General features: G+C 43.3%; 25 protein-coding genes. 4 read left to right on the top strand and 21 right to left on the bottom strand.

Annotated features, from left to right (window positions below):
* Positions 1-442: 442 nt before the first annotated feature.
* Genes JXR81_05395 through JXR81_05375 form a run of 5 tightly spaced genes read right to left on the bottom strand, consistent with a single transcriptional unit; the run spans position 443 to position 6,121 of the window.
* Positions 443-1,018: a hypothetical protein gene (locus JXR81_05395; GenBank protein ID MBN2754286.1), complete on the bottom strand. Its 576-nt coding sequence runs from the start codon at positions 1,016-1,018 to the stop codon at positions 443-445.
* The gene (locus tag JXR81_05390; GenBank protein MBN2754285.1) at positions 1,015-2,622 is read right to left on the bottom strand and encodes a hypothetical protein; all 1,608 of its coding nucleotides are present in this window, start codon (positions 2,620-2,622) and stop codon (positions 1,015-1,017) included. The genes JXR81_05395 and JXR81_05390 overlap by 4 nt, the downstream gene beginning before the upstream one ends.
* Positions 2,622-3,917, bottom strand: a complete 1,296-nt coding sequence (locus JXR81_05385) for a hypothetical protein (protein MBN2754284.1) — start codon at positions 3,915-3,917, stop codon at positions 2,622-2,624. Before JXR81_05385 ends, JXR81_05390 begins: the two co-directional genes overlap by 1 nt.
* On the bottom strand, positions 3,914-4,819 hold the full coding sequence (locus JXR81_05380) for a hypothetical protein (protein ID MBN2754283.1): 906 nt from the start codon (positions 4,817-4,819) through the stop codon (positions 3,914-3,916). Before JXR81_05380 ends, JXR81_05385 begins: the two co-directional genes overlap by 4 nt.
* A gap of 21 nt (positions 4,820-4,840) precedes the next feature.
* Positions 4,841-6,121: a hypothetical protein gene (locus JXR81_05375; GenBank protein MBN2754282.1), complete on the bottom strand. Its 1,281-nt coding sequence runs from the start codon at positions 6,119-6,121 to the stop codon at positions 4,841-4,843.
* 438 nt (positions 6,122-6,559) lie between these two features.
* Here JXR81_05375 and JXR81_05370 point away from each other — a divergent pair, with 438 nt between their 5' ends.
* Positions 6,560-7,231, top strand: coding sequence for an MBL fold metallo-hydrolase (locus JXR81_05370; protein MBN2754281.1), 672 nt, complete (start codon positions 6,560-6,562; stop codon positions 7,229-7,231).
* A gap of 77 nt (positions 7,232-7,308) precedes the next feature.
* Here JXR81_05370 and JXR81_05365 read toward each other — a convergent pair whose 3' ends face one another.
* The 5 genes from JXR81_05365 to JXR81_05345 all read right to left on the bottom strand — a co-directional run bounded on the left by JXR81_05365 (position 7,309) and on the right by JXR81_05345 (position 11,343).
* The gene (locus JXR81_05365) at positions 7,309-7,836 is read right to left on the bottom strand and encodes a DUF4234 domain-containing protein (GenBank protein MBN2754280.1); all 528 of its coding nucleotides are present in this window, start codon (positions 7,834-7,836) and stop codon (positions 7,309-7,311) included.
* 14 nt (positions 7,837-7,850) lie between these two features.
* A complete protein-coding gene (locus tag JXR81_05360; protein ID MBN2754279.1) occupies positions 7,851-8,156 on the bottom strand; it encodes a helix-turn-helix transcriptional regulator in 306 nt (101 codons plus the stop codon).
* Between the two features lie 217 nt (positions 8,157-8,373).
* On the bottom strand, positions 8,374-9,123 hold the full coding sequence (locus tag JXR81_05355; protein ID MBN2754278.1) for a T9SS type A sorting domain-containing protein: 750 nt from the start codon (positions 9,121-9,123) through the stop codon (positions 8,374-8,376).
* Complete coding sequence (locus JXR81_05350; GenBank protein MBN2754277.1) at positions 9,120-10,337, bottom strand: hypothetical protein; 1,218 nt, start codon at positions 10,335-10,337, stop codon at positions 9,120-9,122. Before JXR81_05350 ends, JXR81_05355 begins: the two co-directional genes overlap by 4 nt.
* A 376-nt stretch (positions 10,338-10,713) precedes the next feature.
* Positions 10,714-11,343 carry a radical SAM protein gene (locus JXR81_05345; protein MBN2754276.1) on the bottom strand — a complete coding sequence of 210 codons (630 nt, stop codon included), beginning with the start codon at positions 11,341-11,343 and terminating at the stop codon, positions 10,714-10,716.
* A gap of 93 nt (positions 11,344-11,436) precedes the next feature.
* Between JXR81_05345 and JXR81_05340 the strand changes: the two genes are divergently transcribed.
* Positions 11,437-13,338, top strand: coding sequence for a hypothetical protein (locus tag JXR81_05340; GenBank protein MBN2754275.1), 1,902 nt, complete (start codon positions 11,437-11,439; stop codon positions 13,336-13,338).
* Positions 13,328-15,130: an elongation factor 4 gene (lepA, locus tag JXR81_05335; GenBank protein ID MBN2754274.1), complete on the top strand. Its 1,803-nt coding sequence runs from the start codon at positions 13,328-13,330 to the stop codon at positions 15,128-15,130. The genes JXR81_05340 and lepA overlap by 11 nt, the downstream gene beginning before the upstream one ends.
* A 242-nt stretch (positions 15,131-15,372) precedes the next feature.
* Here lepA and JXR81_05330 read toward each other — a convergent pair whose 3' ends face one another.
* The 7 genes from JXR81_05330 to grpE form a co-directional block, all read right to left on the bottom strand.
* The gene (locus JXR81_05330; GenBank protein MBN2754273.1) at positions 15,373-15,939 is read right to left on the bottom strand and encodes a hypothetical protein; all 567 of its coding nucleotides are present in this window, start codon (positions 15,937-15,939) and stop codon (positions 15,373-15,375) included.
* A 181-nt stretch (positions 15,940-16,120) separates the two neighbouring features.
* On the bottom strand, positions 16,121-17,107 hold the full coding sequence (locus JXR81_05325; GenBank protein MBN2754272.1) for a hypothetical protein: 987 nt from the start codon (positions 17,105-17,107) through the stop codon (positions 16,121-16,123).
* Between the two features lie 314 nt (positions 17,108-17,421).
* Entirely contained in the window at positions 17,422-18,234 is an 813-nt protein-coding gene (locus tag JXR81_05320) for a type III pantothenate kinase (GenBank protein MBN2754271.1), read from the bottom strand.
* 80 nt (positions 18,235-18,314) lie between these two features.
* Positions 18,315-18,608, bottom strand: coding sequence for a 4Fe-4S dicluster domain-containing protein (locus JXR81_05315; GenBank protein ID MBN2754270.1), 294 nt, complete (start codon positions 18,606-18,608; stop codon positions 18,315-18,317).
* The gene (locus JXR81_05310; GenBank protein MBN2754269.1) at positions 18,605-19,915 is read right to left on the bottom strand and encodes an FAD-dependent oxidoreductase; all 1,311 of its coding nucleotides are present in this window, start codon (positions 19,913-19,915) and stop codon (positions 18,605-18,607) included. Before JXR81_05310 ends, JXR81_05315 begins: the two co-directional genes overlap by 4 nt.
* A gap of 11 nt (positions 19,916-19,926) precedes the next feature.
* Positions 19,927-21,084, bottom strand: a complete 1,158-nt coding sequence (dnaJ, locus tag JXR81_05305; GenBank protein ID MBN2754268.1) for a molecular chaperone DnaJ — start codon at positions 21,082-21,084, stop codon at positions 19,927-19,929.
* 15 nt (positions 21,085-21,099) lie between these two features.
* A complete protein-coding gene (gene grpE, locus JXR81_05300) occupies positions 21,100-21,636 on the bottom strand; it encodes a nucleotide exchange factor GrpE (protein MBN2754267.1) in 537 nt (178 codons plus the stop codon).
* A gap of 174 nt (positions 21,637-21,810) precedes the next feature.
* Between grpE and JXR81_05295 the strand changes: the two genes are divergently transcribed.
* Positions 21,811-22,221, top strand: a complete 411-nt coding sequence (locus JXR81_05295; GenBank protein MBN2754266.1) for an MscL family protein — start codon at positions 21,811-21,813, stop codon at positions 22,219-22,221.
* 108 nt (positions 22,222-22,329) lie between these two features.
* Here JXR81_05295 and JXR81_05290 read toward each other — a convergent pair whose 3' ends face one another.
* The 4 genes from JXR81_05290 to JXR81_05275 all read right to left on the bottom strand — a co-directional run bounded on the left by JXR81_05290 (position 22,330) and on the right by JXR81_05275 (position 25,199).
* Complete coding sequence (locus JXR81_05290; protein MBN2754265.1) at positions 22,330-23,205, bottom strand: DUF3078 domain-containing protein; 876 nt, start codon at positions 23,203-23,205, stop codon at positions 22,330-22,332.
* A 28-nt stretch (positions 23,206-23,233) separates the two neighbouring features.
* A complete protein-coding gene (locus JXR81_05285; GenBank protein ID MBN2754264.1) occupies positions 23,234-24,178 on the bottom strand; it encodes a CPBP family intramembrane metalloprotease in 945 nt (314 codons plus the stop codon).
* Between the two features lie 120 nt (positions 24,179-24,298).
* Positions 24,299-24,946 (bottom strand): nucleotidyl transferase AbiEii/AbiGii toxin family protein, encoded by a 648-nt coding sequence (locus JXR81_05280; protein ID MBN2754263.1) that lies wholly within the window; start codon positions 24,944-24,946, stop codon positions 24,299-24,301.
* Entirely contained in the window at positions 24,909-25,199 is a 291-nt protein-coding gene (locus JXR81_05275; GenBank protein MBN2754262.1) for a hypothetical protein, read from the bottom strand. Before JXR81_05275 ends, JXR81_05280 begins: the two co-directional genes overlap by 38 nt.
* Between the last annotated feature and the right edge of the window lie 145 nt (positions 25,200-25,344).

Below are 25,344 nucleotides of genomic sequence, written 5' to 3'. Positions count from 1 at the left end.
TGCTTATTTTAGAAAGAAATCTGGCAACTACAGGAGAGAACCCCTTTTATGAATCTTTTTAATTACACACAATACTTGACAGTATCATTATACAAACCCGAGGGACGGTGAAACAGATGGACGGTGAAACAGATGCTTGGACGCTTAGATGTTTGGAGGCTTGGCTTATAAACCAGAGGGACGGATGCACGGAGGAACGGAAGTAAAATCAAACATTAAGACCTGCAAATAAACTGCCGCGGGCTAAAGACCCGCGTCTACCAGATCTAAATACCTATCCCATAACCGTATAACCCATATCCCATAAGTAAACCTGAGGGTCGGATGCACGGAGGGACGAAATAAAACCAAACATACAGAACAACTGCCGCGCCCTAAAGGGACGCGCCTACCATGACAAAAAACCAAGCATCCAACCATCCAAACCTCTAAGCATCTATTTTTAAAACGGGCAGTAGTCCGCGTAGATGAAAAGCGTGGTGGTGCGATATTCCTGGCGCGTGCCAAGAGACGCGGGAAGACTGTCGCCGGTACTTGAATAAATTTCCAGCAAAGGAGCCGCAGGCAGAGAGCTATCGCCTTCCGCTATTGAAAAAAGATTCATATCCCCAAAAACCTTAACAGCAATACCATAAATCCCGCCTGAATAAATCTGTGCTGCGGGTATGGCAATTAAATTCCAGCCTTTATCTATCCTTACAATTTCAGACTGCGACATAAGACCACTGCCGTTATATAACCCGACTTTCACATCGCCGCCATCCGCGGATTTTATGCTTATGCTTGTAACCGTTCCTGAATTATTTGCCTGATGCCTGCTTACCCACACAAGGTCACGCGTCACTTTATAATACTGAATATCCCCCATCTTTGTCCCAATACTCTGCGCGTTATCGCAGTTTGCAGCAGGCGTCGGCACTATATACGGCAGAAACGGATTGCTTCTTTCAGCACACCCTGTGACAAGCGCCAGAAGCAATATAACCGCGGCAGCTGATATTATGAATAATTTTTTCATTTAATACCCCCGCATGAACTCCACATCCAGCCTATCTGTAACCTGTAAATAATATCATCTGAATCCAGCGAATCAAACGCGTACATTCTTACATTATGCGCGTACTCCGCGCCGGCATCAATCAAAAATCCGCCAAGTGAAAGCCTGTATCCAAGCTCACACCCTACTGAAAAACCAAACACCTCGCCTGTCTCTCCTTCTTCATCGTCCTGTCCGCCGCCAGGCCCGTAATACTGATTAAATCTTCCGTAGCCGCCGCCTAACACAGGCCCCACATATAATCCCGCCGGCGAGCTGAAAGAAGGATTAATATTCCACAGCGGATAAAAATCCGCCGCAATTTTAACTCCCCAGAACATGCCGTCAAGCCCTTCGTCGTTATACATGATAAAATCCATCCACGTACTTATTCCAAAAAGTCCGCAGTCACCCCAGCCCATTTTTATATCTAAATCTTTCTGCGCGTGACTGCCTTCTATTATTCTTGCCAGCGCCAATGTGTCTATTTCCATATAGAATCCGTCTTTTTCATCTTCTGTATCAGCTTTGGCTTTTTCTTTTGGCTGTTCAATTCCCTTTTCTTTTCTTAACTCTTCCAGTATTTCTTTTTTTAATCTGTCTTTCATTTCCTGCTCTGTTTCCTGCTTTGGCACGGCTGTCAGCTGTACTGCAGGTGAAGGAACCGCAGTCTGTGTAGGTGTCGGCACCGGCGTATATGTATCCGCCGCTGTGGGTGTCATTGTCTCTGTGGGTAAAATCACCACTGTGTTTTCGGGTGTGGCAGTTGCAGCCGGTGTATACGAAGATTTTAAATTTGATTTTGCTGTTTTAATATTTGCCGACGGCGTGACGTCAAACGGCACCGCGGCGCTTCCGGCTTTCTGATGAAAAGTAATACCCGTACCCAGCGCAACGCGCCCGCTTGTGGAAATAGAACAGGTGAAATCAAGGCTTGTTTTATACCCTATAAAATTACTTGCGCCAAGGATAAGCGATAAGTCCATATTATCAAAGTTGCCTACATTGTTTACCTGCAGCCCCGCGTTTAAATCAAGCGTCTGCGAGACAAACCAGTGCCCCCTTGTATAAAGCCCCAGCCCCACTGAATTTTCCAGTATATTTAAACTGACTGACGCGTCCATTACATTATTAAAAAAGTACGTGCCGGCGTACAGGTTTATAGACGCTGTGCCGACGCTGCCCATAAGATTGCCCGATAAGAAGAAGTCGCTGCTGCTTTCGCTTTTTGCGCCCGCGCCCCATTCTTCTGTTTTTTGAATTTTCCCGTTTTCGTTTACAGACCACAGTTCTGAAACCAAATCCCCGCCGGATACCGATACCATGCAGGCGTTTCCTTTATTATTATTTCTCCATTCTTCAACTGCCGCTTTTATTATTGTCCTGCGCGTGCTTTCATTTTCAAGGTTAAATTTTTCTGACACATCCAGAAGAAGAATTGCGCCGGTTTTTACGGACGCGGAATTAAACATGCCGCCTGAATAAATATCAGACCGCTTAAAATTATCCAGCGGCGCGGCAAACGCGGGTATTGATAAAAAAATAAAAACCGCGGCAAGAATTATTTTTTTATATATAGATGCCATTAAAAGTACCTCGTAGTGCCGACGTAAACGGATACCGAAGGTTCATCGCTTGCCAGAGTTTTATTAAGTGATAATATTATATCCGCGCTGCTTGATTTTTTATCAAGATACCAGGAAAATCCGCCGTTTAACGCAATGGAAATTGAAAGGCCGCTGCCTGACACGCCAAAGATTACCGCCGTGCCCGGATTTAAACTGTAATTTTCATCAATGAAATATCTATACGTGGCGCCCACGTTTAAATTTAATCCCGCTAATGTGTCAAAACCCGCGCCAAGTGATACTTCCATTTCTTTTAATACCATTATTCCAAGCCTGCCGGAAAGCGCCAGTGAAAAATCACCGCCGCCGCCAAAGCCCATATTGGCGCCGCCAAAACTTACAACGTATGTGTCTTTAACACCCGGTGTTTCAAGTTCGGGATTTTTATCGCGCATCCACGCTTCTTTATCGCTCTGTTTTAACTGCCCAAGTTCTTTTACCCTCTGGCTTACTTTATCACCATCAGCTTTGCTAAGCCCGGTTATGGTCTGCGCGGCTTCCGCGGATGCGCGCGCGGAATCAAAAGCGCCCGCGCCTTCCAGCGCAAGGGAGCACCCCATGTATGCTATTGCCCAGCCTGGGTATTTTTCCGCCATTTTTCTAAAAACGTACGCCGCGGAAAAATATTTTTTTTCGGAATAATACATAAGCGCTGTTTTTAAACTTTCGCGAGCGTCCGCGGTATCAGGTTCCGCGGATTTTACGTAACGGGGCAGCGGTTTATCCGCGCCGGGTTTTCCCGCGCAGTATAATTTTTCAGGGTTTGCCGCGTTAAGAACATCTTTTGCCATATAAGCATGATAGCCGCCGCCGTTCTGCGCCGTTTTCCACATATCCTTTCCAATATCGCGGTAGCCCGCAAGGTGAAAAACCCAGCCCGCGTAAAAATATGCCGCGGCGCCGTATGGTTCTTCCTGCCTGTCAGTATCAAGAAAATTTACCGCGGGTTCATACATTCCGCCCGCGCCAAGCGCCATTGCGTATTCCGGCCTTATTTTTAACCATTCGCCGGAATCTTTAAGCGCCTTGTAATAATTGATGGAATTTATGATGTCGCCCTGAATTAAAAAATCCCTTGCCCCTGCAATACGGTCCGCTGAAGACCACGGCATTGACGCGGGAGCTGTTTTGTATTTTATTTTCCAGCCGCCGCAGTCACCGGGATTAAATTCCGGAAGCGGTTTGGCATATACGGCGGCGCCGATAAACAAACACACCAGAGCCGCTGATATAAGAAAATAAGTTTTTTTCATTTACGCGCGTATCCTTTGAAGTCTGAAATATTGTCAACCTGAAGCACAGCGGTTTCTTCCGGAATATATATGTATAATTTTCCGCCGGACACTGCAATAGACGGATTGGAAACGGCTAAAAATTCCGTTGAGTTATTTTTACCCGCATACCCCACGCCTTTTGCAGTGCAGTAAAAAAGCCCGGCATTGACATCATACGCAAGCCCGGTTACTGCTTCTTTTGAATGTTTAAAAACACCTTCTGTTTTATCAAGCCCTGTAACTGATGACACCACAAGTTTATCCATTGCAATAAATGTGATTTTGCCGTCTCCCGCTGCCGCGGATATTTTATTGGCTGCGGAGAAGAGTTTTTTGTAAACCATTTTCATTTTATCATCAGATGCGCCCTCACCGGACGCGGTAAACACTTCATACCGCCCGTTGGCCGGATTCTTTCCTGTTATATATATGACACTGCCCGTGCCCGCAAAAAGCCTGCATTCATTTACCGGAAGTTTTGCAATCGGCTGAAAAGGGTGAATACCCGTATCAGTGCCTTTTTCTTTCACCGGCGGGATGTAACCAATATAACCCTTTGCGGCAAAATACAACGCGCCTTTTGCCGTTAACATAAAATCATCGTACTGCTGATCAATACCAAACATGTAATTTTTATTTGGGTTAAGCACATATTTACCGCCGCGGCCAAGCCATAGATTACCGCTGCCGTCCATTTTGAAAATTAATCCCGCGCCTGTGTTTTTACTTTCTGCAGGCGGTATAATCCAGTTAAATTTTACTTTGCTTGCAGGCGGCAGAAGCACAGCCGCGTTTTTTAAAAGGTTTGGTTTATTATCCGCGCCGTAAGAACAGACAGATAACACAAACAATACAAACGCGGCTGTTAAAATACGTTTCATTTTGTCCTCTTTTATTTTTTGTTACTGCCCGTTGTTATTAAATAATTCATTTATATCACTCTGCGTATAATTCGGGTTTGTCGCTATGTCGCCCGCTTTTTTAAGCCCCTGCATTACATTTTCCGTAAGGTTGGTTGTATAATTTTTAATTATATTTATGCTCATTTTAGACACTTCTCCTTGAATACCTTTCATCTTGCCTGACAGGTATCCCACAAGCTGATTATTCATCTCTGTACCAAGGGCTTCATTACCCTGCTTTGCCGCGTTATCAAGATTTTTAATGTTGTCATATATACCGTAAACTTCCACAGCAGCGCCCAGCCCGTCTTTTATCTTTTCATTTCCGCCGGATATGGCATCCATAAAAGCATCTGTGCCCGCGTCCGTTACTTTTCCTTCCACTTTGGAATACATGTCATCAGCCAGGAATTTAAGTACGCCCGCGTCTTTGCCGGATTTTCCTTCTGCTTTTTCCGCCTGTGCCATAGCGGAATTGTATTCATCACCGCTTAACGTATTGCACCTTTTTTCGTCAATCACCGCAGGCACGCGCCCTGCAAGGCGTTCGCTGAAAGATTTTTTCGGGTCATAAGATTTAAACAGCGCGGGGTCAACTGTGTCCTGCCCGTCATCCAGACAGACCACATTGGGGTCATTGCATGGATTTACGCGCGGGGTTGCAGGCGCGGGTTTTACAGGCACAGGTGTTGCCCTTTCAGATTTGCCTTTAGTATTATTTTCATCAGGTTTGTGAAACTTGTTATACGCCGTAAGCATCTTTCCCAGCCAGTAATCCCTGGAAGTCATCTTGTCGCCGTATGACATAATATAATTTTCAGGATTATCAAACCCGTATTCAAGCGATACTCTTTTTAAAACTTCCCACTTTTTCTCATTTGACATTAACCAGTTTTTTGTTTCATCCTGTGAATTAGGGGTAAAAAAACCGGTACCGTAAGTGTCGCTTGCGGCATTAACACTTCCGCCTGCACCGCTGCGGCTGCAGTCTATCATATTGCCAGCGCACGTGCATCCCGGAAAGTACGCATTTACCATTCCCGGACAGCAGTGCATATAGTCGTTTGGGTTAACTGATGTTGTATTTGAAGTGACTGTCGCAATTACAGCGCCGCAGAATCTGCATTTTAAAGTACAGCTGCCATATGATTCATTGACTGTGCAGGACATATTTATCCACTCCACGGTGGTGGAGTAACTGTAGCTGAAAATCCCGGCGGGAATGAAAGCGCAGAATAGTATCAAAAATATTTTTTTGATGATTTCCATTTTAAATTTCATGAATTCGCTCTAACCGCCCTGTGTCAGCCTGAAATCCCATAACCTAATTAAGTTCAAATTACCACTTGGCATTACAAAAGTCAATTGAATTGTATTATTGTTGATTATTTTGCAGTATTTTATATTTGGATGCTTAGCTTATAAACCAGAGGGTCGGATGCACGGAGGGACAGAGGGACGGAAGCTTTTTAAAGCAGATGCTTTGATGCTTAGATGTTTAGATGCTCGGTAAAGACAATTATAAAAACTAAATAAATTGTTTCCTAACACTTACACTTAAAATTCGCGCAAGCCGGGTATTTCCGCTGTGCATGCTAGTTACAACCAGATCTTGCCAATCCTCCAAGCATCCAACCTTCTAAGCATCCGTTTTTATAACCTTCCAAGCGTCCAAGCGTCTAACCATCCAAATATGCTATAATAAATATCCTATTACATATGAGAGGAAAGCTTATGCCTTCAAAATGGATTACAAACAAAGGCTCTAAAATCACACTTGTGGTGTCCGGCAGAAATAATATTTTTCTTGTGGAATCACAGGGCGCCACCCTTCTTGTGGATGCCGGTATGGGTTATATGTATGACAATCTGCTTTTAAAAATAAAAAAAACCGGTGCTGCGCCTTCTGTTATCGCTTTAACCCACGCGCATTATGACCACGCGGAAAACACTTCAAGGCTTAAAGCGCATTTTTACGCTAAAGTACTTATTCACCGCGCCGAAGCAGAGCACTTAAAAGCCGGGGTAAACCCGGAAGATAAACCGGTTAAAGGTACATTTACAGTTGAAGACGAGAATTATCCGCCTGTGATACCCGATATTATTATTGATGATGTATACAACGCAGGGGGCGGAATTACGGTAATGCACACCCCCGGCCACACCCCCGGTTCAATAAGCGTAATTGTTGATGATGAAATAGCAGCGGTCGGCGACGCGATGTTTAACGTGTATCCCGGGCAGGCAATGGTACCGTATGTAATGGACAGGCGCGTGCTTATAAAAAGCTGGAAAAAACTACTGGATACAAACTGCAAAATTTTTCTGCCATCTCACGGGAGGGCAATTACAAGACAGACAGTAGAAAAGGTTTATAAAGAATACGCTTAAAACAGATTTCTTGTTAGAAGTATAATATTTTATACTCGGGTATAATTAATTATACCCGGACATCTGCCGATTAAAACTTATTCCCCCGCGAAAAGGCCTACAAGAGAAAGAAGAAATAATATCCCGCCTATTATTAAAACTGCTATCTGCCCGCCGGAAAGAGTTGTTTTTACAGCAAATTCCGGCTGTTCTTTTTTCCAGTATTCATTAAGCGTTTCCTGTACTATTGTCAAAGGCGCAATGGAAAAAAACGTTAATAACCAGTAAGGGTCAGGCAGCCTCCACAGCGCTGTCAGCACAATATACTGTACAAGCATCCATCCCGGTAAAAAAAGTTTTTCAATGCCGGAATTTTCCGCGTGCCCCCTGATATCGTCAAACTGCCTGTAAGTAAGTATAAGCCCCCATATAGGCACAAAAAGCCCCACTGTCCTCCAACCCGGTCTTATATCAAGGTTATGATGAACTTTTAACTGTTTCCAGTTTTTATAAAACCAGTATATCTGATATATCCCGAATGTGGCAATTGACAGCGCTACCATGTGCCATAAAGGTAGTGCATTGGAATACCGTGGCTTTTCCTGTTTTAATATCTGCTGTTCCATTTTTAACCCCCGGATTAAATTATGGATATCTTTATTTTTTTGCCCATTCCATTCGCGATTTTATTAAGCAGTCCAATAGTTATATTCTGGCCGCCTTTTTCCACCCTTGATATTTCCTGCTGTTTGACACCCGCTTTTTCTGCAAGCTGTTTTTGTGTGTAATGTTTTTTACCCCTAAGTTCCTTTATTTCCTCCGCCACCATATACGACAGCCTTTCTTCTTCATACGTTTCCCTGTATTCAGAACTTTTCCGATGTTCTTTTTTGCGTTTCTCATAAATTTTATCGTCGGTATAAACGCCGGCCTTTTTTGTTTTCATTTTTTACCCTCCTTATTTCTTCTCTCTGAACACATTGATATATATACAAGAAATAACTTGTATTGTCAAACTTTGTATGTCGGAGAAACGGATGTGCATAGGATCTAAAGTAAAGACAACTACCGCGGGCTAAAGACCCGCGTCTACCAAATCTAAACCGAGCTGTTTTTTCAATACTACAAATTTGTGGTACGAAAAAAAACATATTACCAAATAGTTATGGTTTTACAATTACAAGTTTTCTTAACTTACCGTTTACTGTCCTGCCGCTTTCAACCGTCACAAACCGCGTGAACCAAATACCGGGGGCAAGGTTGGGAGCGGAGAATGTGATGCGCTGCTCGCCCGGACTGACATCTTTTGTTTCCTCTTTTACTTTTCTTCCGTCAGCGGAATATATCTGAAGCGTGACTTTGGCGCTGCCTGTAAATTTAAAGAGCGCGTAAATGGGAGCGTTGTTTGACGCGGGATTTGGATATATCTTACCGTTTAAAATTTCAAAATTATAGCCTTCCACCGCCGGCGTAAGAAAAGGCGTGGCAGTGATGGTAATTGTGGGTGTTATAGTCGGAGTAAATGGCACGGGAGTTAAAGTTACAGTTTTTGTTATTGTATTTGTTATCGTCGCCGTAACCGTCAAAGTCACTGTGCTTGTTAAAGTGCCGGTTGCGGTTAAAGTATTTGTCTGCGACACCGAGCTTGTAGAAGTGTGTGTCGCGGTTTCAGTTACAGTTTCTGTTGCAGTTTCTGTCTGTAACACCGAACTTGTGGAAGTGTGCGTCGCGGTTTCAGTAACTGTCTCTGTTACAGTTTCTGTTGTTGTCTGTGTAACCGTGTCAGTTACGGTTTCAGTCACGGTCTCTGTGGAAGTTTCTGTCACTGTGGGCGTTTCTGTGTCTGTTATCGCATACGCAAAAACGGAGCACGCAAATACAAACGCTGTTATAAACACTATTTTTTTCATCATTTCACCAGTTTCAGCCAGTACTTAAGCACTTCATTATCAGGCGAATAAAACAGCGCCTTTTCAAAATACTGCGCGGAATTTCTGTTATCGCGCAGGTTGTAATAGCAAAGACCCACTCTCTGATAAAACGCCGATTTTTCATTATCCTTCATGGAATCAAGATCTTTCCAGTACAAAACATTAATACGTTCGTAAAATTTAACAGCCTGCGAATATTTTTTCACGCGGAAATAATAATCCCCGCTTTTCATGTATTCGGTAAAGTTCTGCGCGGGCTCGCGTATTGCCTTGGTCTCCCCGCCTTCTTCTTTTTTATCTTCCGCGCCGAAAGATACGGCATTAATACCTATCCTGTGCGTGTCGCCAAGTACAGCGCCGGGAGAGTAAGAATAATCCAGCGACATATCGCCGTACTTTATTCCAAGGCCTGCGGAAAAATTCATTTCCGTATCCTGGTTAATTGACGCCCCCGCCCTTAAACTTAAAACTTCCAGCGGTTTAAATTCCAATCCAAGCTGCCCTTCAAAATAACTTTCATTTTTCAGGTAATAAACGCCTGTCATTATATCAAGAAGCTCTTTTTCGTTATCCCTGATTTTCCAGGCAAAAGCGCATCTTGCCGCAAGCGGCAGCATCGCTCCTTCTTCGTTTTTGCCTATATTGTTTATGCTTATCCCCATCCTGCCGTTTAAAATATCGCTGTACGTGATGCCTATATCGGCCGCGCCGAAAACGGATTCTTTTCCTATTTTTTCAAAGACGCCTTTAATAGCCGCGCCTATCCCCAGGTTTCCGGTTTTTTTGGCGTACGCAATTGTAAACACATCTGAACTTAATTCAAGGACATCCCCGGTAATAACAGGCCTGCCAAATTGGTCGGCTTCAAGCGCTTCTATAGAACCAAAATTATACCCCTGATACTGCGCCGCAATTACCCCAAAATCAAATAACATCGCCCCTGTAAGCATTCTTCCGCTTATACCAAGCGGCATCAGCGCTTGCGAAGCGGAAACTTCCACTGCAGTTACACCTGACGCGCACGCGGGATTTATATTCAACGCGGATGATGAATTAAGCGCGGAAGAAACACCGCTGCCCAGCGCCGCCTGGCGCGGGCTTAAGCCTGTCAGTAAATATGCGGCTCTTGACACATCCGCGTATACCGCGGACGATATAATAACTGTAAGCGAGAATAGTATGATGGTTTTTTTCATAATCAGAATGATAACATATTTTAAGGACAAATACGAGAGACGGAGGCTCAGATGCTTGGATGCTTAGATGTTTGGAGGCTTGGCATACAAATTCAAAGGACGGATGCATGGATGCTTTGATGTTTGGAGGCTTGGCATACAAATTCAAAGGACGGATGCATGGATGCTTTGATGTTTGGAGGTTTGGCATACAAATTCAAAGGACGGATGCATGGATGCTTTGATGTTTGGAGGCTTGGCAAATACAATTATAAGAACAAGAGCGCGCGGGCTAAAGACCCGCGTCTACCATATCTAAACCGAGCATCCAAGTTTCTAAGCCTCCAAGCTTCTAAGCCTCTAAGCATCCAACCTTCCAAGCATCTAAGCATCTAAACTACTTCATCTTATGCAGCTGCACCATTGCGCGCCATTTCAAACAGCGGCGCAGAATAAACTCCCTTATGGCAGAAAACTTTATCCTTCCAAAAACCGGCTGCGCTATTATTTCCGCCTTTGTCTTATATTTTTTTAAAACTGCCTGCGCGTATCTTAAATCCGCAATTGAACCCGCCACAAGCTTAACCTGATCTTTCGGTTTTAACAGTTTAAGATTGGAAAGCATCATTTTCTGGCTCATTCCGGACGACAAAAGTTTTATGTCCATGCTTATATTATCGGCGTTAATCCCCGCGACAGAAATAGACCCGTTGGTTTCCACCGTTATTCTTTTACCCGGGCATTTCCTGCGCAGCGCTTTAATTAAAACCTTTACCCCGCTTTTCTGCAAAAGAGGCTCCCCGCCTGTTATGCTTATGTTACAGCAGCCGCTGTCAGACGCCATTTTTGCAAGTTTTGTCGCGCTGTACAGCCTGCCCGCGGCATAACTTTCCTTTGTATCACACCACTTGCAGCGCAGGTTGCATTCCGCCAGCCTTATAAAAAACGTGGGATAGCCCTGAAACCTGCCTTCGCCTTCCAGATCCTCGAACAATTCGCATACAGACAGCTGTTTTTCTTTCTTCATTATTATAATCCCCTTTTATGCTTGACCTTGCCATTATAACTATATATAATTCTCTTTTGAAAGACGGCACCAAATTATACTAAAAGGATGTTTATGAAAAAACGCTTGCTGTTAATTATACCTTTATTTGCAATTTTTTCAAGCATACACGGTGCCAACTTAAAAGTTTCAACCGATAAGCCGGAATACTGGCGCTATGAGATTGTCACGCTAATATGTGAATTTGAACCGCCCGCTGCTTCCATTATTCCTTCTTTTAAAAAGAAAAAACAGCCGTCTTTTTCCAATATGGAATGCACCGCTAAAATTTTTCATAACAACGCCCTTGTGACCACGGTGGGAAAAACCACTGTAATTAACCTTTCGTATAACAGAGCCACAAAAAAGTTTACCGGCAAATGGCCCATTCCGTTTAACCCCAAACTTGGCGAATACAGGGCTATGGTGCTTTTAAAAGACGGTTCAAAAAAACACGCGGGTAACGCGGCATTTAAAATAAAAGGCCGCACAGCGCCTGAACTGCCAAAAGGTTTTTCCGTTATGAACATAGAACCGGGCGACAGCATCATACGCCGCGTTCCTGGGGTGGGCGGCAGGGCCGTAAAGGTATGGGAAAATTACGTGCTGTGGTCAAAATTCATGGGCGCGGACGCAATGTGGCACTGCGTGGGCCAGAGCCAGATATGGGACAAACCAAACGCGGTTAACAGCGAAGAATTCCCCTGGGACCAGAAATCCGTGCGCCAGATGGGTGAAGTTGGCGAAGAACTGCACAGGCACAACATAAAATACGGCACATGGATAACAAGTTTTGTGCTTTTAGGCAACAGGCAGGATTTGTCGCCATATGCCCATACAACAGGTTATGACAAAGAAAATGATACATTAAGAAAACTTATCTACGTTTCCATTAAAGATAAAAACAGGCACGATGACATTGCGGCCCTGCTTAAAAAAATGAACAGCAATCCCAACGTGGATTACGTGGGCCTTGACTATGTAAGGACGGACTTTGGCGGCTATGAATACGCGTCTGAATTTGTAAGCGACATGCCGGTTCGCGGCGTGCCATACGGCTGGTACACGCTTACCGAAGAAGACCGCATGCTGTGGCTTGGCAGAAAAATAGAAAAAGAAAAAAACAGGTCGGTCATAGAAATGTGGCAGTGGTGGCGCGCCCATAAAATGTCACAGATAATAATCTACATACGCGAAAAAGCAAAAATTACAAAACCCATGTGGGCTTTCACCCTTACCTGGGAACAGGGCCGGCAGCACGGGCAGGACCCCCTTATGTTTATAGACGCGGGAATTGACATGACCGCCGCAATGTACTATTCAATTGATAAACTCACCTACCCCATGATGATTACAGACTGGCGTAATTATTTAAGCAGGGGCAAAACATCCCTTGTGGCAGGCCAGTGCGTGGACTGGAACCTTCTTGGAAAAACTTATGACCCATCCGGACCTGATGAACACTTTTTAAGGCAGCAGCTTTTAGTGGACAGGCTTATAGGCGTAAACCCAAGCCTTGGCCTTTTCTGGCACGATTTAACGCGCGCGTTTTTAAGTACAAGCGGTCCGTATTCATCCCTTGAATGGGGCATAACAGGCGCGGCGTCTTTTACTTATTTAAGAAAAAAACAGGGGTATTTCCCTTTTACTGTAACCTGGGACGCCCCGGACGAAGTAAAACTTAATACCCCGTTTACCATGGAAATAAACATTAAAAACAATTCCAAGACCGGCGGTAATTACGTGATGAAACCGATGAGAATTGCCAACCTTGCAATGAGCGACGCCATAGACCAGTCCTTTTACCTTGCTCCGGGCGAAATAAGGACTTTTAACATCAATATGCAGGCGGCCAAAATAGACCGCCGCAAACAGAACATGCAGATGATTGCTTTTATGATACAATACGGCGATAAGCAGACACAGAAACGTTACTTTGAATATAAATACGTGAAGGTAGAACAAAATGACAAATGATTATATGAAGTTTATAAGAAATTTCAGCATTATCGCGCACATAGACCACGGCAAGTCCACGCTTGCGGACCGCCTGCTGGAAGAAACGCATACCGTTGAAAAAAGAAACATGAAAGCGCAGTATCTGGACAGCATGGAACTGGAACGCGAGCGCGGCATAACTATTAAAGCCAAAGCCGTGCAGATACATTACGTGAAAGACGGACAGGAATACACCTTAAACCTTGTGGATACCCCCGGCCACGTTGATTTCACATACGAAGTTTCCAGGTCGCTTATCGCGTCTGAAGGCGCGCTTTTAGTGGTGGACGCGTCGCAGGGCGTGGAAGCGCAGACAATGGCCAATACCCACATTGCGGTAAGAAACAACCTTACATTAATCCCCGTAATCAACAAAATTGACATGCCCGCCGCCGACCCGGAAAAAGTAATGATGGAACTTGAAGAGCTGCTTGCCATCCCTTCCGAAGAATGCATAAAAGCAAGCGCCAAAGAAGGCATTGGCATAACAGAAATTCTTGACGCGGTAGTGGACAGAATTAAACCCCCCACCGGCGATGTTAACGCGCCTTTAAAAGCGCTTGTAATGGACGCGCAGTTTGATTATTACAAAGGCGTTATAATTTTCATAAGGCTTTATGACGGCTCCATAAAAAAAGGCATGCGCATCAATATGATGGCCAGCGGCACCAACTGGGACGTTACCACCCTTGGAATTTTTAAACCCGGCATGGTGGAAACAGATGAACTGACTGCCGGCAACACCGGTTTTATCACGGCGGGAATCAAAAGTTTAAAAGACATAAAAATAGGCGATACAGTAACAGACACTTATAAACCCTGCGCGGACCCGCTTCCCGGATATCAGGAAGTAAAGCCAATGGTATTCTGCGGATTGTTCCCTGTTTTAAATGACCAGTACGCGGAATTAAAAGAAGCACTTTTAAAACTTCAGCTTAACGATTCATCCCTTACCTTCACGTCGGAATCATCGGAAGCGCTTGGTTTTGGATACCGCTGCGGATTTTTAGGGCTGCTGCACATGGAAATTGTTCAGGAAAGGCTTGAACGCGAATATAATTTAAACCTTATAGCCACCGCGCCTAACGTTGAATACAAAGTTTATACCACGGCCAAAGAAGTGCTTATCTGCGACGCGCCTTCTGATATGCCGGAAGCCGGCAGGATAGAAAAGATAGAGGAACCGTTTGTGAAGTTTTCCATCATAACCCCGCCGGAATACATAGGCGCCATGATGCAGCTTTGCCAGAGCAAGCGCGGAATGTATAAAACAACTGAATACATGTCCACAACAAGGGCGGTACTTCACTATGAAATGCCGCTTGCGGAAATAATCTGGGACTTTTATGACAAACTTAAATCAATGTCGCGCGGCTACGCTTCAATGGACTATGAAATCCTTGATTACAGGCCGGCCGACCTTGACCGCGTGGATATTCTTGTAAACCACGAACCCGTTGATTCGCTTTCATTTATAACACACGCGGACTTTGCGTATGCCAAAGCGCGCGACTTAACCGAAAAATTAAAGGACGCGATACCCCGCCAGCAGTTTCCCGTGCCCATACAGGGCGCCATAGGCGCGCAGATAATAGCCAGGGAAACAATTCCCGCGCTTAGAAAAGACGTGCTTGCAAAGTGCTATGGCGGCGACATCACAAGAAAAAGGAAGCTGCTTGAAAAACAGAAAGAGGGAAAGAAAAGGATGAAACAGATTGGCTCCGTGGAAATCCCGCAGGAAGCCTTCCTTGCCATATTGAAAGTCGATTGATTATCCCCTTTATTTCAGTATTGATAACCGCACCCTTTTAAGGCTCGTGTAGTTGGTTTAGTCCTTTATCGTAGAGGCGCAATATATTGCGTCTCGTTCTAATTCTTTCATTTTTTTGTTTAACTTCCGCTCCCTGTCATCTCCGCCATAGTATTTTTATTGCTGCGACGGCCGGGAAAAGGCGCGGCTACCGGTACAAAACCAATAAAAAAAACAAAACAGAGGCGCTATATATTGCGCCTCTACGATAAAGAACCGGGAGCTGCCCTTAAATAAAAAATCAACCCCATCACTGCAAGAATAAACGCCGCGTAAATTAGCGAGCGCCTTTTTTCCGCTTTTATCCACGCGGCTTTATCGGTTTTCTGCGTATCATCAAGCGTTTTAAACCCTGACACAAGCACAAAATACCGCGTAAGATAAATAACAAAAAGGATTCCTGTTATGTAATACTTTGCGTTTTGTAATGCCGATATTATTCCATAAACATTCCAGATAAGCGCTTCATCGCCTGACGCGGAAGCAGCCATAAGCAGCCCTAATAACACAAGGACAAAAACCGTAAAAACATATATCAATAATCCCGCTATAATACCCAGAATCTTTGCCGCCCTTTCAAATTTTAAATCGCTTTCCCTGCCGGCGTTTATTTCAGACATCCTTTTAACGCTTATCACAATCTGAAATATCACAAAGATAAAAAGTACCGCCCCAAACGCGTAAGGGTTTGCCCCCGCTTTATACATAATAAAAAGCAGTGCTGCCAGAGCAAGCGTGACAAATGGGAGATATTTTTTTATTTTTTTCATTATTATCCTTCTCTATATATTTTTTATTCTTTGTATTCGTAGGGACAGCGCTCCCGCGCTGTCCGGCCTTTTCTATGTTATTTGCGCTTTCCGCCTTGCAATTATTAATTTTACAAATTAAAAACAATCCTAAACCGCGGGACGCGCAGGAGCACGTCCCCTACAAGTACAAAATATTAATCTAAAAATACCACCCCGAACCTATCATAAACCCGCCCGGATTTTTTGTTCCGTTGACCGTCCGAAAATCATTAAAATATACAATTTCCACTTTCAGGATATTATTTACATAACCCACACCCGCGGAAACAGAAGTCCTTACCGCGTATTCGTTTTCAAATGGATTAGAGTTATTTTTATTCTCACCGGACTTGATGCCGGCTTTTATAATAAAATTATCCCCTGCATTTCCCTGAATTCCAAGTTTAAACTGCCGTTTAAAAACATATTCAGCCGGCACTCCGGACATTAATTCCACGCGTGAGCGTGCTTCAAAAACATTATCAATATCAAAATTAAAACTTATAAAATCAACCGGCCTGAAGTTTATACCAATATTTACAAACACCGGCATCATGCATTTTGACAGTATGGAATAATCATCAAGAACGTATATAAAAGAAGAATTTATAAGATTCTTTACCGCTACCCCCGTCCTTACCCTTTCATTTATTTCAAAAAGCATGCCCGCGTCAAACGACACGCCTTCGGCTATACCGGACAACGCAATTATATTAAAAGCCGCGCCTGCTTTTACCGCCCCTAAGTCATACCCGAATCCTCCGGTTAAAAGCAAAGTGTCTTCCAGATAACTGTTTCCCTGCGCATCCACGGTAAGTTTGTCTCCCGCCTGCGTAAAAACCGCCCTGAACCCGAACCCTTTAAATGCAGCGCCTGCGGATACTCCGGAATTGAAATAGTTTTCTTTGGCCGTTTCTCCCAAAAAATCATAATTCATTATTTTACCGTCAATTGATATGGTATTTTTTTTAACATAAACCATACCTGCGGGATTGTAATAAAGCGCGGTTTCATCATCCGCGCCGGCGGTATTTGCCCCGGATACCGCGGCGCCTGACGCGGGTTCATAAAAAAACGGTATATCCAGCGCGCAGATATTAATATACATAAAAAGAAAAATTAAACCCGTTATTGCCGCTTTTTTCATCATTCCCCCAAAAATTCATCTGCCTTTCACACTTTCTATTATATCACATATAAAATACATCATTTTTTGTATGCTGTTTTTTTAGGGGTTTTTTAAGGCCAGGGACATAGAGGGGTTTTACGAGCTAACGAGTAACTCAACCCTGGCCAGTTAAATTTATAACAGATACTTTTATTATAGTCAAGCAGGTTTTTTGTAAGATTGACAGGGTATTACCTTAAAATAATTTTTATGCGCGTAAATAACTATAACTATTTACGTCAGATTTATTATATAAAAAACAATAATTTAAATATAAATATATAAAAACTGCGCTATCTTTTGCGCACATTCATGTCGTATATCAGCTTAAAACCTTTTAAGGTAAAATCACTATCTTTTATAACGCGCTTTTCATTCAGCCTTTTAATTACCAGCGGGTTTACCTCTCCGCCGGTAAATATTATGGTGACATCTTTTATCTTCATCTCTTTTTTTATCATCTTTACGGTTTCGTTTATTCCGCCAATTATGCCGTTTAAAACCCCGCTTGTGATTGACTGTTCCGTTGTTTTTCCTATGCCTATATCCACATATTTAAGGTTTATCTTTGGAAGTTTGGCTGTGCGGGCAAACAGGGCGTGAAGTGACATATATATCCCCGGCATTATCGCGCCCCCAAGAAAATTACCTTTTTTATCCAGCACATCAAAGTTTATTGATGTTCCCAGGTCTATTATTATGGTGTCTTTGCCCTTGTTTACATTATAGGCTTTTGCCGCGTTGGCAAGACGGTCATCGCCGACCTCGTTCTTATTGCGGTATTTATTTTTAATGTTAAGCTTTGTCTTAGGCCCTATGGTAACAGGCTTAAAACCAAAATATTTTTTTATCATTCCCGTAAAACTTTCAGTGATAACAGGCACCACGCTTCCCACTATGGCGCCTTTTATGTCAGATACAGCGGTTTTATTTATTTCCAGCAGCTGTTTAATCTGGGTGTAATACTGGTCTTCTGTCAGATTTATATTTGTGCGCAGACGGAAACTGAAAAGAAGATTATCCTGTGAAAATACGCCTGCCGTTATATTGCTGTTGCCTACATCCAGTACCAGGACATATCCTTTTGAAATAGTTTCTTCAGCCATCATTTCCGCCTTTTTCCTGCCGCATCAGCAGCAGGGATAAAAAAAGGCGCCGTTTCCGGCGCCTTAGAATTTTTTATTTTCTATCCAAGCCTGTATACAATACCGTGGCCGCCCTGCGGATGTTCCCATTCCACAGCTTCCGGCGCCGCAACCCTGCAAGTGCCGCATTCAAGGCAGTTTTCAAAAGAAACCACCACTTCGTCCTTTTCGTTTAAGGTATAAACCTTTGCCGGACAGATAAACAATTTATCGTTTACAAGCTTTTTTGCGGCTTCACCTGACTTAAAACCGTCTTTAATTTTTAAATGTGTCTGATGAAACAGGGTGAATTTATCAAGCCCCAGCTTGTCTTCCATTGTGGTAAATTTGCTCATATGATTACCCTCCTGCCCTTAAGGCCTGTTAATGCGAAGCTGATGGGATTTTCTTTCCTTAACAGCCTCATTACAAGGCGCATCTGTTTGGCGTTCTTGGATTCGCCGTCTACCGTAAACATATCGCGCACAAATTCTTCCATTATCACGGGATACTTTTCAAACAGCTGCGGTGTGGTATCAAGCACGTGCGCCAGATGGCGGAATTTCTTCATGTCTTTCATCACAAAACTTTCCCTTAAACGGTGTTCGTATCTTGCCGTCATGGCTTCGCTGAAATCATTTGCCTCTTTTGCTTTTATGACAGTCTCTCCGGCAAGTTTTCCGGACATCATCGCAAGGTTTGTGCCTTCGTGGAAAAGCGACGCGTTTACAAAACCCGCGGCATCGCCGACTACCAGCACATTATCCTTATATAATTTTGAAAGTTTGTTGTAACCGCCGTCAGGAATTAAATGCGCGGCGTATTCCCTCTGCTCCCCGCCGTTTACAAGCGGCTTAATTGCAGGGTGGCTTTTAAACCATTCCAGCAGGTCATTAGGGTTAATTTTGTGTTCCATAAGCGATTTAATTGTACCGCCTACTCCCACTGATATTGTATTTTTGTTTGTATAAATAAAACCGGACCCAATGGCGCCCTTTGCGGCGTATCCAAAATATTCGTAAGCCACGCCTTCACCGTCATTTAAGCCAAAGCGGTCCATTATTTTTTCTTCCGGGAATTCAATAACTTCTTTGATACCCACAATGGTGCATTCAGGGGCAAGTTCCTTGTGCATATCAAGCTGCTTTGCAAGAAGGGAATTTACGCCGTCGGCAAGGATAACACAGTCGGCATAAATGTCGCCGTCATCCATCCTGGCTTTTACCCCGTTAATTTTTCCTTTTTCGTCCCTTAAAAATCCGTCCACCACGCATCCGGTAAGAATCATGGCGCCTGCTTCTTCGGTTTTCTCGGAAAACCATTTATCAAATTTTGCCCTTAATACCGTATAACTGTTATTGTGCGGCTGCTGCGCGAACTTTGAAAACTTAAAACCGCCGCCTATTTCGCCGTCCGGGGTTAAAAGCGACCAGCGCCTTTTAGTGACAACCCTTTCTAATGGCGCGTCCTTTTCAAAATCAGGTATTAATTCCCTTAACACGTTTGTAAAAAACATTCCGCCGAACATATTTTTGGAACCGCAATAATCCCCGCGCTCTAAGACCACAACCTGCAGCCCGGCTTTTGCCATTACATAAGCGGCTGTAAGGCCCGCGGGACCTCCGCCTACCACTATGACATCAAATTTCTCTTCCGCTCCCATTTATTCCTCCTTTACTGTTTTTCAAGGTGTTTTTTTGAGGCTTTTGAATACTGCTTAACATCATTATAGAATTCTTCCTTGTCCATCAATTTAACATTTTTAAAGGCGTCTTTCAACTTTGAATTAAGGTTCCTGGGTATTTCCACCCTTATTACAACGTGCATATCGCCTTTTCCCCTGCCTGATAAAGATTGAAAACCCGCGCCCTTTATATTTATGGTATCACCTGTCTGAGTGCCTTCCGGTATTTTTATCTCTTTTTTCCCGTATAGTGTTGGAATTGTAATCTGGTCGCCAAGTACAGCCTGCGTAATTGTCACAGGAAGGTCAAGTATTACGTCATTATCCTGCCTTTTATATAATTCATGCGGCTCCACTTTGACTGCCACAAATAAATCTCCGGGTATGCCGCCAAACAGCCCTTTATGCCCTTCGCCTGAAAGCTTAAGATACGACCCTGTGGCTACGCCTGCCGGAATGTTTACTTCTATAGTTTTCTTTTTCTGCTTAAGCCTTTTGCCGTTACAGTCCGGACAGACAGCTTCCGCTATTTCGCCTTCTCCGCCGCATTTTGGGCACGTGGTCACCATTGAAAAAAATCCGGAAGACTGCCTTACTTTGCCCTGCCCGCCGCACGTGGAACACGTTTTTTTTGAAGTACCCGGTTTAATGCCTTCACCCCTGCAGGTTTCGCAGACTTCCATCCTGTTTATATCAAATGAGGCCTTCTTGCCGAAAGCCGCCTCTTCAAAAGTCATAGCGGCATTTACCTGAAGATCATCGCCGTCAACACGCCTTGACCTGCCGCGGCCGCCGCGCCTTCCCGATTCAAATCCAAAAATGTCGCCGAACATATCGCCGAATACGTCTCCCATTCCGCCCATATTCGTGAAAATGTCTTCAAAACCGCCGTACTGGCCGGCGCCCTGATTACCTTTTAAACCGTCAAACCCGTAAGTGTCATACTTTTTGCGCTTATCAGGGTCGCTTAATATGGCATAGGCATTGCCCAATTCCTTGAATTTTTCCTCTGCCTGCTTTTTTTCATTCTCGCCCTGATGCGCGTCAGGATGGTGCTTTTTGGCCATGTTTCTGAACGCGGATTTTATTTCATCAGCAGTGGCATTTTTTGAAACTCCAAGAACTTCATATAAATCTTTATGTGGCATTAATCTTCCCCGCTCTTATTTTTTTACCGCTATTTTAACCATTGCAGGCCTCATGACCTTGTCTTCAAACATATACCCTTTCTGAAACACTTCAATTATTTCCCCGTCTTCTTTTCCTTCCGCGGGTTCCTTATGCACAACGTGGTGAAAATCCGGATTAAACACTCCTTTGCATTCAATTTCCGCCACGCCCTGCTTTTTAAAAATTTCCACAAACTGCTTTAAAACCATTTCAACTCCGTGCCTTAAAGGTTTTGCCTCTTTAATATCTTTGGCTGACGCAACCGCCCTTTCAAGGTTGTCAATTACCGGCAGAAAATCCCTTACTATGTCGGCTTTCGCGAATTTTACAAAATCTTCCTTGTCTTTTGCCACCCTTTTCCTGAAATTATCAAGCTCCGCAAGTGCGCGCAGATATTTGTCAGTGGTCTCTGCCAGAAGTTTTTTGTCTTCATCTATCTTCTTTTCAAGTTCCGCTTCCTGCTGTTCAAGAGAAGGTTCCTGCTGTTCTTCTTTTACTTCTTCTTTCTTTTCTTCTTTTTCTTCCGCCATTACAATACCTCCTTGCACCTTATTTACCGGGATTTTTATAAGGACTAAATTGATATTAATAAAATACCATATCTGGCGGGAAAGTCAATATTGACTGGTGAAACAGGCCCCTGCTGCATAATATAAAACAGCAGATTTTAGCGGTTTTTTTAAACTTTATTTTATATATGTTTTATGGTATTACTGTATTTACAAAGCGGGGTAATTTCAACTATAAGGAGGAGTACGGTGGCGGAACAGAATACAAACACAGAAAAAGAAGTAACTATAAAGGCAAAAGTAAGCCTTATCAATGAATTTAAGGACTTTTTAAAGGAATACAAGGTAATAGGGCTTGCGGTAGGTTTTATCATGGGCGGCGCGGCAACTGAACTTGTAAAATCGCTTGTAGACAATCTTATAATGCCGCTGGTGGGAGCGCTTATTCCCGGAGGAGAATGGGAAAAAGCCACGATTATGATCTGGAAGTTCAATATAGGCTGGGGAGCTTTGCTTAGCTCCACTATTAATTTTTTAATAATCGCATGGGTTGTATTTCTGGTGGCAAAATTTATGTTCAAAGAAGAAAAAGTAACAAAAAAATAACGTTATCAATACAAAAGCCCGGTGCTTAATGCGCCGGGCTTTTGTATTACAGTCTATGTTTTTGTTTTCGTAGGGGACGCGCTCCCGCGCGTTCCGCGGTTTTGTATCCTAAATAAAGTTATACGTGATTCCGGCAGTAAGCGACTCTTTAATCTGCCTCTTTGTGGATACGTCCTTGTCATACTTCATCATGAAATTGAACCCCATATTAAAGTATTCGTTAAACTTAAATGTGATTGTGTTATCCCATGAAAGGTCTGTCCTGTCAGAAGCCTTAAAATCGGTAAAAGCTTCCGCTTTGGTTACATAAATAATGTTTTCCGCGATTTTAAGGGTATAATCCGCGACAGCTTCAGCGCCGGGTTCAGTTTTAAACTTTTCGGTTCCACCGGCATATAAAAGCGCGTATTTATCCGTCACTGTGTGTTTAATTGCCGCGCCGATTCTTACACTTAAATTTTCTATGGGTGAATAAACAAAACCTATACTTTCTTTAAGATAACCCGGGTCCATAAACGCGGACACTTCTATTTTTTCCGGTGAGTATACATATCCGGCTGTCATCTGTGTCTGCGCCATAAAAGCAACAAACGGGTCCAGCTTTATTCCCATCCTGTAACGCAGCATGGAATCAAGCCTTATTTCATCGTCAGATTTTTTCGGGTCTGCCGCGTCAGTGTCAATCATCCCGTACTTCAGTTTTAACGTATTTTCCCAAAGCCATTTTTCCACATCATAATTCTCTCCCGCAAGCAGAGACGCTGTCCATGCCCAGTTATTTTCCCCGCCTGCCGCCCAGTTGTCAAAACCCGCCTGCGAAAAATTTACCGCCCCCGTTACAACGGGCTTTAACCATCCCTGCGGAGCAACCGGTGTACTTGCCGCTTCCGGCTGAACAGCCGCAGTTGTTGCAGCAGATTCTTCCGCAAAAGCACTTAAAGAAAAAACAATTACCGCAGACAATACAAATAAAATTCTTTTCATTTTCTTCTCCCTGTTAATACATTTAATTTCACGCCTTATTTATTATTTTTTCTTTGCTTATGATTTTGTCATAAAAATAAATTAAAACATTTATAGTGATAAGTACAATAAACCCCGAAGAGGCCATTACACCCGCTGTTAAATCGTCCCCGCCTTTTATATACATAACCGCGGCGCCCGCGGACGCGTTAATCGCGCCATGCAGAATTGCCGCGGAAAAAACAGAGCCTGTCTTTTCCACGGTATATGTGAAGATGGGGGAATACAAGACGCAAAAAACTATCATCATAAACACGCCTGCTATCGGGTGCTGCGGGTAATTATAACCCTGTATGATTACGGGAAGGTGCCAGAACCCCCACACAGCGCCTATAAGCGCGGACTTCTTATAAAAAGACATGGACGGTAAATTTTTAAGAAAAAATCCCCTCCACCCTGCTTCTTCGCCAAGGGCAAACACTGCATTAATTGTCACTGCCGCAACTATCATCTGCACAATGCTCATAATTAATACCGAAGGCCCGGCATTTGCCAGCTGCTGCCGCATTGCTTCAACCTGTTCCGGGGAGAGCATATCTTTATAACGGTCAATCATCCCACTCATGTCAGGCGTAAGAGATATACCGGGAAAAATAAGCGCGGCGGCGGAAGACAGAAATGATATTGCTATAGGGGCAAAGAGCGCAAAAAGATACCACGGGCTCCATTTAAATTTAAAGCCTATCTCTTTTAAAGGCTCTTTATAAACAATTTTCTGCAGAATTAAAGTGACTATAAGGGGTATTAACATATACACGCCAAGAAATACCAGGGAAAAATTCACGGCGCATACAGGATTTCCCTGCGGCCCGGGCACGCTTAAAAGGCATATTTCGCCCATTTCTTTAAGCGGAATAAAAAAGAATGTGATTGAATATAAAAACGTAACTGTTAAAACGCTTACAACATACATTAACGCCCTGTTATTTTTCATAATAATCTCCTGCATTGTTTTAAAAAACATAGTATTAAAATATGACAGTAATTACAATTGGTTTTTTATATTTGCGGAAGCATCAACAAGATAAACCATTTTAATTACGCAGACAAATGTTTATTTTACTTCAAGCATATCTTTAATAATTTTCTGAATATCCTGCGCAAACAAAGTTTTATCCGGTTTTTTTATCCATTTTACATTATCAAGCAGGTCAAGGTTAAATTCGTCCATTTTTTCGGCAATAGCAGGCGGAAAAACACCTGCCGCTTTTGAATCTGCCGCTTCAAAAATTAGTTTCCAGTCAGGTTTGATGCTGTTTGCTATTTCGCGTATGTCTATTATATCCTTTGCCTCGTCCCTGTCCTTAAACGCGGTGATTTTATTGGAAAGAATATTTATCAGATTGTCTATCCTGGAATATGGAGCGCCTTTTATCTTTACAGGTTCGCCAAAGTAAAACGGGATATCATTTACAAATTCCACCTTTAAACCCTCTCCCGCAATAATCCTGGCAAATCTTTCATCGTTCATCTTCACCGCGAACTCCACGCCTTCGCGTTTTAGCGCCTCAAACAAAATTTTTAAATACTCATGGAATTTCGGGTCATCGTTTACAAAGAAATCAAGATCATCAGAATAGCGGTGGTTGAAATAAAACCTTGAAAGCGCTGTGCCGCCGGTCAGATAAAAAGGCGTTCCCGCCTTTTCAAAAACAGCAAGTACCTTATCCTGCAGCGGGTATACTATACTTTCGAATGACATATTCTATCCCCTTTACCCGGGTTTTATTCCTAAGCGTGGTTTTCAGCCTGTCCCAGTCCCTGGCTATTCTGTGTAATCCCACTATTTCCATCAGATCATAGTATCCCATACCTTCAATAGCCCTGCGCTCTGCCCAGATACGGTCAAATCCTCCGGGCTTGATTTCAGAATCAAGCATTTTAATATACTCTTCCTCTGTGATATTGTAGTCCCACAATATCTCTTTTACGGCTTTTTTTGTTTTTTCATCCATTTTTTTTTACCTTTTATAATTATATCAAAGATATATCATCATATAAACACGTTTTTGCCGCGCCAGATTAAAAGGCATATTAAAAAACAGGCCGCAACCGACGGCAGAAAATTTGATAAAATTATAAAATGTTTCCCGTGAATTA

It is taken from the genome of Candidatus Goldiibacteriota bacterium, assembly GCA_016937715.1.
Classification (GTDB): domain Bacteria; phylum Oederibacteriota; class PGYV01; order PGYV01; family PGYV01; genus PGYV01.
The sequence above is the reverse complement of the archived record's forward strand: the minus strand, read 5'-3'. Positions and strand labels throughout refer to the sequence as shown.